We start from the raw sequence: 12,087 nt of genomic DNA on the forward strand, positions 1-12,087 counted from the left end.
TTATTCCGTCCCCGCGTCTGTTCCTGTGGCGGACCAAAGCGCGTCATGCAGTTCTTGGGCAAAAAGCGCCGTGCGGGGGCCAAAGCCCAAAGCAGCCGGCGAGACCTCGACAAAAGCGCCGTTTTGACCGGCGGGTGTGTGGGACAAGGCAGGCAAGTCGAGAATGTCGGCGCGGTTGCCGTCATGTTCGGCCTCGCCTGTCGGCTCCATCATCAACACCACATCGGGCGCGGTGGCGATGATCGCCTCGTCGCTCATGATCTTGTAGCCCTGATACTCGGAGGCCATGACGTTCTCGGCGCCTGCGAGCGTGATGATGCCATCGGCCCCGGTGGCCGCGCCCGCCACATTCAAACGGCCGCCCTGATTGGACAGGATGAAGAGCACGCGGGGCGGGGTGCCTGCGCTCTCGATGGACTGATGCAGGCTGTCGAATTGCTCTTGGACCTCGGCGGCGAAGGTGTCGGAACGTTCGGGGACGCCCAAGGCCGCACCCACGGTGTGGATCGCATCGATCACGGCGCTTTCGGAAAACCCATCCTTCACCGCCACCATCGGAATGGCGGCCTTGCGCAACTGGTCCAGCACCTCGGGCGGCCCGGCGGTGTCGCGGGTGACGATCAGGTCGGGGCCAACGGAGAGCACGCCCTCCGCCGACAATTGCCGCATGTAGCCGACGTCGGGCAGGTCGTTGACCTCTTCGGGGTAAAGCGAGGTGGTGTCGCGGGCGACAATGCGCGCGCCTTGGCCCAAAGCGTAGATGATCTCCGTCACCGGCCCGCCGATGGAGACGATGGATGTGGCCTCCGGATAGCTTGCAGCCGAAACAGATTCAGCATGAGCCGAGAGGGGAAGGAGAAGCGCAGCGCTCAGCAGAAGATGTTTCATTCACGCCCCCGGCAGATCGGCGAGAATCTGATGCCATTGCGCGAGATCGTCACTGTCCCCGTCACGCTGGCCGAAACATTGGAAGATCAGCCCGCCTTCGGCGTCGAAGGCCTCCAGCGAAATCGCAGGGCCGCGTTTGGTCGGTTTCTCGACCACATAAACCTCGGCCAGATGATCGCCGCGCAGATGCAAGTTGAAGCGCGGGTCCAGCACATTGAGCCACGGCCCCATCGGTTTGACAGTGTCGAGCGTGCCCCAGTGAATCTGAATGTTGCCGCGGTTGCCGACAAAGAGGATCACCTTTTGATGCGCCTTAGAGGTGGCATTCAGGAAGGTCTCGACAGAGGAGGGCGCAACCTTGCGCACGAAAGGTTCCCCCGCGAGGCGATAGGCGCCGAGGCGGTTCATGCCGAGTTTTGCGGCCAGCCGGTTGAACTGATGCGTGTCGGTCATGCGCGCCCATTCTTCGACCAGGATGTCGCGCTTGTCGGCGTTGATCTTGGCGCCTTCGGTGGGCTGGCGCGGTTCGACCGCGATCTCGGGGCCTTGATCCTCAAGGCGCAGCACGTCGATCAGAGGCTGCCAGGCGTCATGGTTGGAGCTGTCGCGCAGAAAGATTTTCTGAAGCGCATCGCCCGCGTGATCGAAAAACTGCAAAGTGCGGCGCAGGCCTTTTTCCGTTTCATTCTCGATGGCAAAGCCGAACGCCCAATGTTTCGGGAAAATCCGCGTGTCGATTTCCTTGCCCAGTACCATCGAGGCATGCGGCCCGGATTTATACTCTTCAAAGGTGCCGACGCGCTCATGGACGCAGGAGACATTGCGGGTCAGCGACATCACCTCGCCCAAAGCGGTCAGGCGCGGCATCACATCGTCGGGGCTGGCCGAGATGCGGGTGACGCGGATGTCATCTGATGTACCAACGTGGGCTGCGACCAATTCGGCCTCGGAAATGCCGAGGCTATCGGCCAGATCGCGGTCGCGCTTTTGGGTGTTTTCGGATTTTGCGGCGCGGATGTCGGCCGCTGTTAGGGGCTTGTTCATGGTGTAGGCCTCATGAAAAGAGATGAAAAAGGCGCGCGGGACACGAAGGAAAACCCCGCGCGCTCAGGCTTGGGTCAGAGGACCTTGGCATTCGAAGGGAGGCAGGATTTGCGGCGCGCACGCGCGACCGAGAGGTGGCGGCGGTACGGCAAATATGCGGGGTGTCGTGGCAAGGCCGGGCTCCCAAAGTCAGATGTCAGGACGATGAGCTGGCTGCCGGAGCGCTTGCGGTTTGGCGTTGGGTATAATTGTTGAGTTATTTTGTCAAGATTGACTCTGTGCGTTTCACGCGCCGCCCTTGCGTCAGCTTCGCTCTTTCTCTGCGCGGAGGCGGCGGTATAAAGGACGGTGATTACAATGGCTAAGAGGGCCGTTATGAGTACTGCTACGCCCGCGACCGGATTTTTGGACCGCCAGGCCCTCAGCTATGAGGTCTTCGAATATGATTATGGTGGCGGCGATGGGCCGATCGGGTTGCAGGCGGCGGAGGCCATCGGTTGGGCGCCGGAGCGGGTGTTCAAGACCTTGATGGTCGAACTGGACGGCAAGCCCGCCTGTGCGGTGATCCCCTCGGATCGCTCGCTGTCGATGAAGCAAATCGCCAAGGCCCTCAAGGGAAAATCCGCCGTCATGATGGCGCCGGTGAAGGCCGAACGTCTGACCGGGTTTCACACCGGCGGCATCAGTCCTTTCGGTCAGAAAAAAGCGGTGCCGACAGTGTTCGACGACACGATCCTGACGGTTGAGGCCCCCGTGGTGATCAATGGCGGCAAACGGGGCTTGATGGTCTGTCTCGACCCGGCTCCGGCGATTGAAGCTCTGCGGGCGAGCGTGGCGTCGATTTCGGTCGAGTAGCATCAAGGCGGTTTAAAGAGGGCGATGCGTCCCTCTGCCGCTTCTCAATCTGCGAAAAGGCGTCAAAAAAACATTAACACGGCGAATCGCCTGTGTTAGCTTGGCTCTAATAAAAAAGAACTATGGCAGGCATACAGGCAATGAGAACGGGCTTTTCCGGCACGTTTGTCATCGCGTGGACGCAGGGGGAGCTCGACGGGCTTCGATCTGCACCGCTTTCGGCATTGACGGTCGGCGCTGCGTGGCGCTGGACCGGCGAGGCTGTTTGCGTCGATGGGGCACGCGATGTCTACGTCTTAGAGAACGCAATTGGGCAGGCTGAGTTGCATCAGCGGGCGGCGCAATCGGTGCGCAGGTTGATCGGGTCGGCTTTGGCGGGCGCGCCCGCTTACCACGACCTTGAGACCCGCACGCGGCTGTTCGATGGCGGATTTGATGTCACCGATGGCATCAAGCGCTATGAAATTACACTGATCGATCTGCCCGAATTGGGCACGCCTTTGTTGATGTTTCTGGGCGACATGCCGCCTGTGGACACGGACCTTTGGGTGGTCTCGGCCCATCTTGCCGCCACGCGTGAGGCGAAAGAGGCCACCCCCGGTGGCGTGATCTGCTTCACGCCCGGCACGAAAATCCTGACGCCCGTTGGGGCGCGGCCCGTCGAAGAGCTGTGCGAAGGCGACGCGGTTCAGACCAAGGACGATGGCGTGCAAAAGCTGCGCTGGATCGGGCGGCGTCACATCACGGGCGCGCGGCTTTACGCTATGCCCGAACTGCGCCCGGTGCGGTTTCGCGCCGATGCTTTGGGGATGGGCGAGCCGGATGAGGATCTGATTGTCTCGCCGCAACACCGGATGGTGATCCGAGGGCAGGCGGCGCGCGATCTCTATAATGCCGACGAGGTTCTGGTCTGTGCCAAGGATTTGGTAAATGATCGCTCGATCACGACGGAGCGGCATCTCAAGGCGCTTGAATACATCCACCTCTTGTTCGATGCGCATCAGGTGATCTTTGCCAACGGCTTGGAGACCGAAAGCTTTCATCCCGGGTTTGCCGATCTGGGCGAGGTGGCCGAAGATCAGCGCGCCAGTCTTTTGGAACGCTTCCCGCATCTGCTGGATCAGGCCGAAGGCTACGGCCCGGCGGCGCGCCGGACATTGTCTGCGGCGGAAACGGCGATCCTTTTGCATAAGGTGGCGTGAGGTGCCGGCTTTGGCTTGACACCCCCGAATGCGGCTGTATAAGCCCGCCATCCGGTGTGCAGCGATGTGCGCCGGTTGACTATTTGGTGTTGGTGGCCCCCGCAAGGGGATGACCTGTCGCCCGAGGGGAATAGCCCGACGGAAAGGACAGCACCTTTCAAACAAACTGAAAGGATCCAGATCGTGACCAAACGCACGTCTGCCAAGTACAAACTCGACCGCCGCATGGGCGAAAACATCTGGGGCCGTCCGAAGTCTCCGGTCAACCGTCGTGAATACGGCCCGGGCCAGCACGGTCAGCGCCGCAAGGGCAAACTGTCCGACTTCGGTCTGCAGCTCCGCGCCAAGCAAAAACTCAAAGGTCACTACGGCGACCTGACCGAGAAACAATTCCGTCGCATCTTTGCCGACGCCGAGCGGATCAAGGGCGACACCGGTGAAAACCTCATCGGCCTGCTGGAATCCCGTCTCGATGCCGTCGTCTACCGCGCGAAATTCGTGCCGACCGTCTTCGCCGCCCGTCAGTTCGTGAACCACGGCCACGTGCTCGTGAACGGCAAGCGCGTGAACATCCCCTCCTACCGTGTGAAAGAGGGTGACGTGATCGAAGTGCGTGACAAATCCAAACAGCTCGCCATCGTGCTCGAAGCTGCGGGTCTCGCCGAGCGTGACGTGCCGGATTACATCGACGCCGATCACTCCAAAATGACCGCGACCTTCGTGCGCAAGCCGGGCCTCTCCGATGTGCCCTTCGCTGTGCAGATGGAACCGAACCTCGTCATCGAATACTACGCTCAGAACTAATTCTGAGCCGATCTTCGAAAAGTTGCGAAAGGCCGTCCCTTTGGGGCGGCCTTTTTCTTTGCCAATACCACACCTGATCCGAATCCCGTTTTGCGCTATGCTTGCTCTCGTGTTTTTTCAGGAGGGCCTTGGGTATGGCGGCACGTGACATTTCTTTCGCGTCATTCAATCTCTACAATCTGCAATCCCCCGGCGCGGCCATGTATTCCGGCTCCACTTGGACCGACGAGCAATACGACGCGAAGATTTTCTACACCGCGGCGGTGCTGAAACGGATCGCGGCGGATGTGGTCGGGTTTCAGGAGCTTTGGGCCGAAGAGGCCCTGCAAGAGGCGATGCAAATGGCTGGGCTTGATGCCTCGCATCAGGCGCTTGTCCCGCCCGAGCATCCCGGATCGCGCATCGTCTGTGCCGGGTTGGTGCGCAAGGATATTCTGGTCGATGACCCCGAGTGGATCACCGCATTCCCCGATGAGATGATGCTGGCCTCCGGCGGGGACGATCCGCAACAGGATCGCATCGCGGTGGCGCTGACCAGCTTTTCTCGCCCTGTCCTGCATCTCACCGTGCAACCGCACCCGGACACGCCGGTCATTCATGTCTTCGTTTGTCATTTTAAATCCCGCCGCCCGGCCGAGCTTTGGCGTGAGGAGTGGTATGACCGCGACACCCACAAAGACCACCTGACGGCGCTGGGTTATGCCGTTTCGACCATCCGCCGCACGGCGGAGGCGACGGCTTTGCGGATGATCATCACCAATCTGACCAAGGGCACGAACACGCCCGTGGTGGTGATCGGCGATATGAATGACAGCAAATTGTCCAACACGCTCAATATCTTGTCTGAACAGCCGCAATATCTGACGGGGCTGTCCGAGGGCGGCGGCGACAATGCGCTTTACACCGCGCAGACGCTTCAGGAATACCGCTCGACCCGCGATGTCTATTACACGCATGTCTATAAAAAGGAGCGCGAGAGCCTCGACCACATCCTGTTTTCGCAGGAATTTTACGACCACTCCAAGCGTCGCCTCTGGGCCTTTGACGAGATGACGGTGGACAATGACCATCTCAACATTGACGACCACAAGGCAACTGGCACCAACGATCACGGCATCATCCGCGCCGGGTTCAAATGGAAACCTGCGGCGGGGGCTGTTGGGTGAGCTGGCATCTGCGTAGGTCCAATGCGTGGCGATGGGGGCACACACCGATACGACAAAGCAACAACTGCACAGAGGTTGCTCATCTGTCTGGCAATGTCGGACGCGCGGCGCTAAGAGAGGCGGACAATTCTAAGCGAGTGGACTCATGACCCGTTTGATCGAACCGCAACCCGGCATTCTCGACATCACCCTCTATCAGGGTGGCGCCAGCCATGTGCAGGGCGTTGACAACGTGATCAAGCTGTCTTCGAACGAGAACCCGTTCGGTGCGCCTGAAAGTGCCAAGACAGCTTTTGCCAAGGCTGTTCACACCCTCCATCGCTACCCGAACACCGATCACACCGGCCTGCGCAAAGCCATTGCCGAGGTGCACGGTCTGGACGCCGGGCGCATCATTTGCGGTGTCGGCTCGGATGAGATCATCACCTTTCTCTGTCAGGCCTATGCGGGCGTTGGCGATGAGGTGATCTACACCGAGCATGGTTTTTCCATGTATAAAATCTCCGCCCGTGCCGCGGGCGCGCAGCCGGTTTGTGTGCCGGAACGCGAGCGCGTGGTCGATGTGGATGCCATCCTCGCCGCCTGCAATGAGAAGACCAAGCTGATCTTCATCGCCAACCCGGCGAACCCGACCGGCACGATGATCGGTCAACGCGACATCGCGCGTCTGGCCTCGGAAATTCCGTCGCAGACGATCCTTGTGCTCGATGGCGCCTATGCCGAATTCGTCGAAGGCTTCGATGGCGGCGCGGCTCTGGTCGAGGCGCGTGACAATGTGGTGATGACGCGGACGTTCTCGAAGATTTACGGTCTGGGTGGCGTGCGCGTCGGCTGGGGCTATGGTCCGCAGGAAATCATCGACGTGCTGAACCGCGTGCGCGGTCCCTTCAACCTGTCGGAGGCGCAAATGGCCGCCGCCGAAGCCGCCGTCAAAGACCGTGATTGGGTCGAGAAGTGCCGCGAGGACAACACCCGTCTGCGCGCTTGGTTGGCTGAGGCGCTGATGGAGCTGGGGGTGCCGTCTGACACCTCCTGCGCCAACTTCATCCTCGCCCGGTTCCAGGATCAGGACGAGGCCGAGGCCTGCGACGAGTTCCTCAAGCAAAATGGCATCATCGTGCGCCGTGTGGCGGGCTATGGCCTTCCGAATTGTCTGCGGATCACCGTGGGGGATGAGGCGTCCTGCCGCCGGGTCGCCCATGTGATCGGCCAATTCCGCGGGGAACAGGCCGGTGTCTGAGACGGGATCAAAGGTGATCTACAATCGCGTCGCTCTGATCGGGCTGGGCCTGATCGCGGGATCGATGTCTTTGGCCATGCGCCGGGCCGGCGTTGCGGGGGAAATCACCGGCTATGCCCGCTCTCAGGCAACGCGTGAGACCGCGCGCGAAATCGGCCTTGTGGATCGGGTCTGTGACACAGCCGCTGAGGCGGTGGCGGATGCCGATCTCATTGTGCTGGCCGTGCCGGTTGGCGCGATGGGACCGGTGATGGAAGAGATCGAGAGCGTGCTGAAACCCGGCGCGGTGGTCACCGATGTGGGCTCGGTCAAGAAATCCGTGCTCGACGCCGTGATGCCGCATATCCCCGAGGGGGCGCAGTTTATCGGCACCCACCCGATGGCGGGGACCGAACATTCCGGGCCGCGCTCGGGTTTTGCCGAACTGTTCGACAACCGCTGGTGCCTGATCGTGCCGCCCGAGGGGGCGGATGAGGGCGAGGTGAAAAAGCTTGAAGATTTCTGGGCCGAGCTTGGCGCCACCACCGAACGCATGGACCCCGAGCATCACGACACGGTCTGCGCCGTGGTCTCCCACGTGCCGCACCTGATCGCCTACACGATGGTGGGCGTCGCCGACGATCTGCGCCGGGTGACCGATCAAGAGGTGATCAAATTCTCTGCCGCGGGCTTTCGGGATTTCACCCGGATCGCGGCTTCTGATCCGACCATGTGGCGTGATGTGTTTTTGACAAATAAAGACGCGGCGCTGGAAATTCTCGGACGTTTCACCGAAGAGTTGTTCGCCCTGCAACGCGCGATCCGCACCGGCGATGGCGACACGTTGCACGATTATTTCACCCGAACCCGCGCCATTCGTCGCGGCATCATCGAGGCGGGTCAGGACACGGATGCGCCGGATTTCGGCCGTGTGAAAAAGGGCGGATGAGACGGCGGGCGGTCATATGCGCCCTTGCTCTGAGTGCCCTCAGCCTGTCCGCCGCGCCGTCTCTTGCGCTCGACAGCTCCCCGATCCCTCTGCCGCGTCCGGGCACGGTTGCACCTGTGTCCGTGGTGACCACTGAAACGTCGTCTGTTGCGACAGCCTTGGCCTCTCCTGTCCCGAAACCGCGCCCCAAAGCCCCCGCTGTGACGCAGGTCCGCTACCCGCGCAAAGGGTCGGTCTGTGGTGTCAATGCGATCCGGGGGCAAAGCCTGAAGCCCATTCCCGGACGCATTTCCGGCTGTGGCCTCAAGGAACCTGTGCAAATCACCGAGGTTGCGGGTGTCACCCTGTCGACGCCTGCGGTGGTGGATTGCACGACCGCAAAAGCCTTGCACTCCTGGATCGAAAAAGGCGTCAAACCAAGTGTTGGGCGACTGGGCGGTGGGCTTGTGCAACTGGACGTGGCCGCGAGCTACGCCTGTCGTCCGCGCAACAATCAGGCCGGTGGGAAAATCTCAGAACATGGCCGGGGGCGCGCCATTGATATTTCGGCCGTGCGGTTGAAAAACGGGACGCATATCTCTGTTCTGAATGGCTGGAATGACCCTCTGCATGGGCCGCTCATGCGCAAATTGCATCGTGCGGGCTGTGGGCCGTTTGGAACGGTCTTGGGGCCGGAAAGCGATGTCTACCATCGCGATCACTTCCATTTCGACACGGCGCGCTATCGCTCTGGCAGCTATTGTCGTTAAGGCTTTACAGTGTGTTCCTCGATGGGGGTTGGGTCCTCCGATCCCCTATTTTCATGCGTTAAGGTTAATCAGATTAAGGTTAACGCATGAGGCAGAGGTGTAATTTGCCTGACTAAAGTCAGATTAATCTGAAGTTAAAGCTGACGAATGTCAGAGATCTGACTCTCTTAGCGAATGACAATGCGCGGCGCGGGTCCCAAGGGGATAAAACCCAAAGAAATCATGCCGTCTTTCAGCGTCAATTCCGCATCAATCGTATCCTTGCGCCCCGACAGTCCCGCCAACATTTCGCCTGCACGCAGCGACAGCTTGCTCATATTCTCCGGGATCGCGCCGATGGAAATCGCGAGCTCGATCATCTCGCGCCAGTTCTCTGCTTTCACGGCCAACGTGCCCACCGGATAACCACGTGCGTCAATGTCAAAGCTGCCTGCAAGTTTCAGATCAAGTTCGCCCCAATGCGCCGCAAGCGTGGTCAATTCTATCTTTGTCGGTTGCGGGCGCGGGCCTTCGAGGGCGTGGATGTTCCACGGCCCGTCAAAGGTGGCACTCATATCGAGGTCGAGCGTCTCGAATTCATCGGACAAAAGTCCTTTGGGATCAATCTCTTCGATCAATCCACCTGTGGGTGCAAAGCCTGCGACATGCATCTTGATGTCATGGGTAAGCGGATCGTTATCTTGACGCTGCGTCGTGATCTCGCCCGTGTCCAAAGACAGGCCCCAAGTGGCCGTCGAGGCCATGCGCAGGTCCTTGAGCGTCAAAGCCGCATGATCGAGTGTCAAATTCGGCCCTGCATCGACGAACAATTGTGCTTCGGCCAGCTCCTGCGTGATGTCGAGGCGCTGATAGGGCGAAGCCAGCGTGACCTCCGGCGCCATACGCAGGGTAAATCGTGTGGGGCGGTGGCTTTGGCTCAAAATCTCGATCTTGGGCGAGGACAGCGCCACGCCACTGCGCGGATCGGCGAGATGTGGATCGCGAATTTCCGTGTCGAACCGGGTCGGAAAGCCGCTGGTCTTGATGTCGGACACCTCGGCCTGCCAGCCTTCGGCGCCGCGCGCGTTGACCCAAGCCGCGATGGCGCTTTCCGTGCCCTTCGCGCCGATCATCCAATAGCCCGTGTAAATCACGACGGCGGCCAAAACGAGCCAGAACAGTTTGCGCATCATCACCTCTTGTGAAAAGGATCGGGTCAGTCCGTCCCCCGTGTTTACCTGCGGGGCGGGCGGGTGAAAAGGCGGCAATGAGGAAAAGGTGATGACAGGCGATCACGCGTTGGTGCGAGACGGATTTTGGGTCTTTGGCTATGGGTCTTTGATGTGGAATCCGGGCTTTGCCTTTATTGAGCGCCACCCCGCGACGCTGTCGGGCTATGCGCGCACGTTTTGCATGTGGTCGATCCACCATCGGGGCACGCCCGAAGACCCGGGTCTGGTTTTGGCGCTGGATGAAGACCCCTCTGCGCAGTGCCGCGGGTTGGCGTTCCGCGTTGCCCCTGATGCGGCGGTGGAAACGCTGGCTTATCTGCGGGAGCGGGAATTGGTGTCGTCGGCCTACCTTGAACGCGAGGTGACTTTGCGGCTGGAGGACGGTCGCGAAGAACCGGCACTGGCCTATGTTGTCGATGCCGCTCACGCCCAATATACCGGCGCGCTTAGCCTTGAGCGTCAGGCCGATGTGATTGCGACGGCGGTCGGCGGGCGGGGCCCCAACAGCGAGTATCTTTTTTCGACCGCCTTGCATCTCGCGGAGCTTGGCATGGAAGATATAGAACTGACTGAGCTGTCAGAGATGGTCCGTCATCGCCTAAATCCGTAAACCTTCTGGAACTGACCTGAGACAGACATCGGACGCGAAAGATTAACGGCAAATCGGCGTAACACGGCGTTTCGCGACAAACATGTCTCCCGTGTTTTTCGCAAAACGCTTTAACCACACGAAATCGCGTGTTGGCAGAGCGGGGGCTTGCCCCTATCGTGGCCGTAACAGGACAAAAAGGTCAGGGTCCATGCATCACCCAGCGCCCCAACCCGTGCCCCGATCCGAGCGTGAGGCCGAGCTAAAATTCTTTTCCCAACCCGTGCGCCAGATCACCTTGATGATCATCGTGCTTGGGCTGGTCGTGGCCGGTCTGGTCATGGCCTTGCCGCGGGTCGGGCCGGTGTTTTTGGCCAACCCCTATCTCAACGGGTTCATCGCCGTCGTCTTTATCATCGGTATCCTCGCCTGCTTCTTGCAGGTGGTGCAACTGGTCGCCTCCGTGAACTGGATCGAACGCTTCACAGGTCAACGTCCAAAGGTGCCCGGCAAAACCGCGCCGCGTCTTTTGGCGCCTTTGGCCGCTTTGCTGCGGGACCGAAATTCTCGGACACAGATTTCCTCGACCTCGGCGCGTTCCATTTTAGACTCTGTAGCCACTCGGATCGATGAAGCCCGCGACATCACGCGATACATCTCCAACCTTTTGATTTTCCTCGGACTTCTGGGGACCTTCTACGGCCTCGCCACCACGGTTCCCGCGCTTGTGGACACCATTCGCTCGCTCTCGCCGTCCGAAGGCGAAGGTGCGGGTGACGTGTTGACCCAGCTCATGAGCGGGCTTGAGAGCCAGTTGGGCGGCATGGGCACGGCCTTTGCCTCCTCGCTTTTGGGGCTTGCGGGCTCGCTGGTCGTGGGGATGCTCGAACTCTTTGCTTCACATGGTCAAAACCGATTTTTCCGCGAGCTTGAAGAATGGCTCTCGACCATCACGCGCCTTGGCGTGGCGGGGGATAGCGACGGCGGGGATGATCTGTCGGGGGCGGTCGCGGTGCTCGATCATATGGGGCGTCAAATGGATGAGTTGCAGACGCTCTTTGCGCGTGCGGAAGCGGGACGGATGGAGACCGACGGGCGTCTTTCGCGGCTCACCGAGTCCATCGATCAGATGAACCTGCGGCAAAGTCGGGAAGACGACACCGTCGATGTTCTGGCGCGTGTCGCCGATGGGCAGGAGCGGTTGGTCGAGGCTCTGAGCAAACGCGATCCGGATCAGGACGGGCTCGACGCCGAATCCCGGATGCGGTTGCGCTCCATCGACGTGCAATTGTTGCGCATTCTCGAGGAACTTTCCGCCGGGCGCCAGGAAAGCCTCGCCGAGTTGCGTGCCGAGATTGCCGGTCTGACGCGGACGCTCCGCGAGCTGGGCCAAGACGACCGAGGCGCCTGA

12 protein-coding genes are annotated in these 12,087 nt (G+C 60.5%); 9 read left to right on the forward strand and 3 right to left on the reverse strand.

Translation table 11 applies throughout. The features are described from left to right. Together ACN0X0_RS15200 and ACN0X0_RS15205 are read right to left on the reverse strand one after the other, a co-directional pair. On the reverse strand, positions 1 to 888 hold the full coding sequence (locus ACN0X0_RS15200; RefSeq protein ID WP_417279836.1) for a heme/hemin ABC transporter substrate-binding protein: 888 nt from the start codon (positions 886 to 888) through the stop codon (positions 1 to 3). Next, positions 889 to 1,932, reverse strand: coding sequence for a hemin-degrading factor (locus ACN0X0_RS15205; protein WP_417279837.1), 1,044 nt, complete (start codon positions 1,930 to 1,932; stop codon positions 889 to 891). It abuts the gene before it with no gap. Positions 1,933 to 2,307: 375 nt separating this feature from the next. On the opposite strand from ACN0X0_RS15205, the gene ACN0X0_RS15210 reads away from it, so the two are divergent. The 7 genes from ACN0X0_RS15210 to ACN0X0_RS15240 all read left to right on the forward strand — a co-directional run bounded on the left by ACN0X0_RS15210 (position 2,308) and on the right by ACN0X0_RS15240 (position 8,876). After that, positions 2,308 to 2,787, forward strand: a complete 480-nt coding sequence (locus ACN0X0_RS15210; RefSeq protein ID WP_417279838.1) for an aminoacyl-tRNA deacylase — start codon at positions 2,308 to 2,310, stop codon at positions 2,785 to 2,787. 140 nt (positions 2,788 to 2,927) lie between these two features. Beyond that, positions 2,928 to 3,989: a Hint domain-containing protein gene (locus ACN0X0_RS15215; protein ID WP_417279839.1), complete on the forward strand. Its 1,062-nt coding sequence runs from the start codon at positions 2,928 to 2,930 to the stop codon at positions 3,987 to 3,989. A 183-nt stretch (positions 3,990 to 4,172) separates the two neighbouring features. After that, positions 4,173 to 4,793 carry a 30S ribosomal protein S4 gene (gene rpsD / locus ACN0X0_RS15220; protein ID WP_417279840.1) on the forward strand — a complete coding sequence of 207 codons (621 nt, stop codon included), beginning with the start codon at positions 4,173 to 4,175 and terminating at the stop codon, positions 4,791 to 4,793. A gap of 134 nt (positions 4,794 to 4,927) precedes the next feature. Beyond that, the gene (locus ACN0X0_RS15225) at positions 4,928 to 5,959 is read left to right on the forward strand and encodes an endonuclease/exonuclease/phosphatase family protein (RefSeq protein ID WP_417279841.1); all 1,032 of its coding nucleotides are present in this window, start codon (positions 4,928 to 4,930) and stop codon (positions 5,957 to 5,959) included. Positions 5,960 to 6,104: 145 nt separating this feature from the next. Next, positions 6,105 to 7,199: a histidinol-phosphate transaminase gene (hisC, locus tag ACN0X0_RS15230; protein WP_417279842.1), complete on the forward strand. Its 1,095-nt coding sequence runs from the start codon at positions 6,105 to 6,107 to the stop codon at positions 7,197 to 7,199. Further along, positions 7,192 to 8,127 (forward strand): prephenate/arogenate dehydrogenase family protein, encoded by a 936-nt coding sequence (locus ACN0X0_RS15235; protein WP_417279843.1) that lies wholly within the window; start codon positions 7,192 to 7,194, stop codon positions 8,125 to 8,127. Before hisC ends, ACN0X0_RS15235 begins: the two co-directional genes overlap by 8 nt. Beyond that, positions 8,124 to 8,876: an extensin family protein gene (locus ACN0X0_RS15240; RefSeq protein WP_417279844.1), complete on the forward strand. Its 753-nt coding sequence runs from the start codon at positions 8,124 to 8,126 to the stop codon at positions 8,874 to 8,876. Before ACN0X0_RS15235 ends, ACN0X0_RS15240 begins: the two co-directional genes overlap by 4 nt. A gap of 167 nt (positions 8,877 to 9,043) precedes the next feature. Here ACN0X0_RS15240 and ACN0X0_RS15245 read toward each other — a convergent pair whose 3' ends face one another. After that, complete coding sequence (locus ACN0X0_RS15245; protein WP_417279845.1) at positions 9,044 to 10,045, reverse strand: DUF2125 domain-containing protein; 1,002 nt, start codon at positions 10,043 to 10,045, stop codon at positions 9,044 to 9,046. 91 nt (positions 10,046 to 10,136) lie between these two features. Here ACN0X0_RS15245 and ACN0X0_RS15250 point away from each other — a divergent pair, with 91 nt between their 5' ends. Together ACN0X0_RS15250 and ACN0X0_RS15255 are read left to right on the forward strand one after the other, a co-directional pair. Next, positions 10,137 to 10,697 (forward strand): gamma-glutamylcyclotransferase, encoded by a 561-nt coding sequence (locus ACN0X0_RS15250; RefSeq protein ID WP_417279846.1) that lies wholly within the window; start codon positions 10,137 to 10,139, stop codon positions 10,695 to 10,697. Between the two features lie 190 nt (positions 10,698 to 10,887). Further along, entirely contained in the window at positions 10,888 to 12,087 is a 1,200-nt protein-coding gene (locus tag ACN0X0_RS15255; protein WP_417279847.1) for a biopolymer transporter ExbB, read from the forward strand.

Source organism: Celeribacter sp. (genome assembly GCF_048270365.1).
In the GTDB taxonomy this organism is placed as follows: Bacteria; Pseudomonadota; Alphaproteobacteria; order Rhodobacterales; family Rhodobacteraceae; genus Celeribacter.

Bases quoted from the DNA above. Each gene is read 5' to 3' on its own strand.
- ACN0X0_RS15250 (WP_417279846.1), top strand. From the start codon at position 10,137: ATGACAGGCGATCACGCGTTGGTGCGAGACGGATTTTGGGTCTTTGGC.
- ACN0X0_RS15225 (WP_417279841.1), top strand. From the start codon at position 4,928: ATGGCGGCACGTGACATTTCTTTCGCGTCATTCAATCTCTACAATCTG.
- ACN0X0_RS15245 (WP_417279845.1), bottom strand. From the start codon at position 10,045: ATGCGCAAACTGTTCTGGCTCGTTTTGGCCGCCGTCGTGATTTACACG.
- ACN0X0_RS15255 (WP_417279847.1), top strand. From the start codon at position 10,888: ATGCATCACCCAGCGCCCCAACCCGTGCCCCGATCCGAGCGTGAGGCC.
- ACN0X0_RS15200 (WP_417279836.1), bottom strand. From the start codon at position 888: ATGAAACATCTTCTGCTGAGCGCTGCGCTTCTCCTTCCCCTCTCGGCT.
- ACN0X0_RS15215 (WP_417279839.1), top strand. From the start codon at position 2,928: ATGAGAACGGGCTTTTCCGGCACGTTTGTCATCGCGTGGACGCAGGGG.
- hisC (WP_417279842.1), top strand. From the start codon at position 6,105: ATGACCCGTTTGATCGAACCGCAACCCGGCATTCTCGACATCACCCTC.
- ACN0X0_RS15210 (WP_417279838.1), top strand. From the start codon at position 2,308: ATGAGTACTGCTACGCCCGCGACCGGATTTTTGGACCGCCAGGCCCTC.
- ACN0X0_RS15205 (WP_417279837.1), bottom strand. From the start codon at position 1,932: ATGAACAAGCCCCTAACAGCGGCCGACATCCGCGCCGCAAAATCCGAA.
- ACN0X0_RS15240 (WP_417279844.1), top strand. From the start codon at position 8,124: ATGAGACGGCGGGCGGTCATATGCGCCCTTGCTCTGAGTGCCCTCAGC.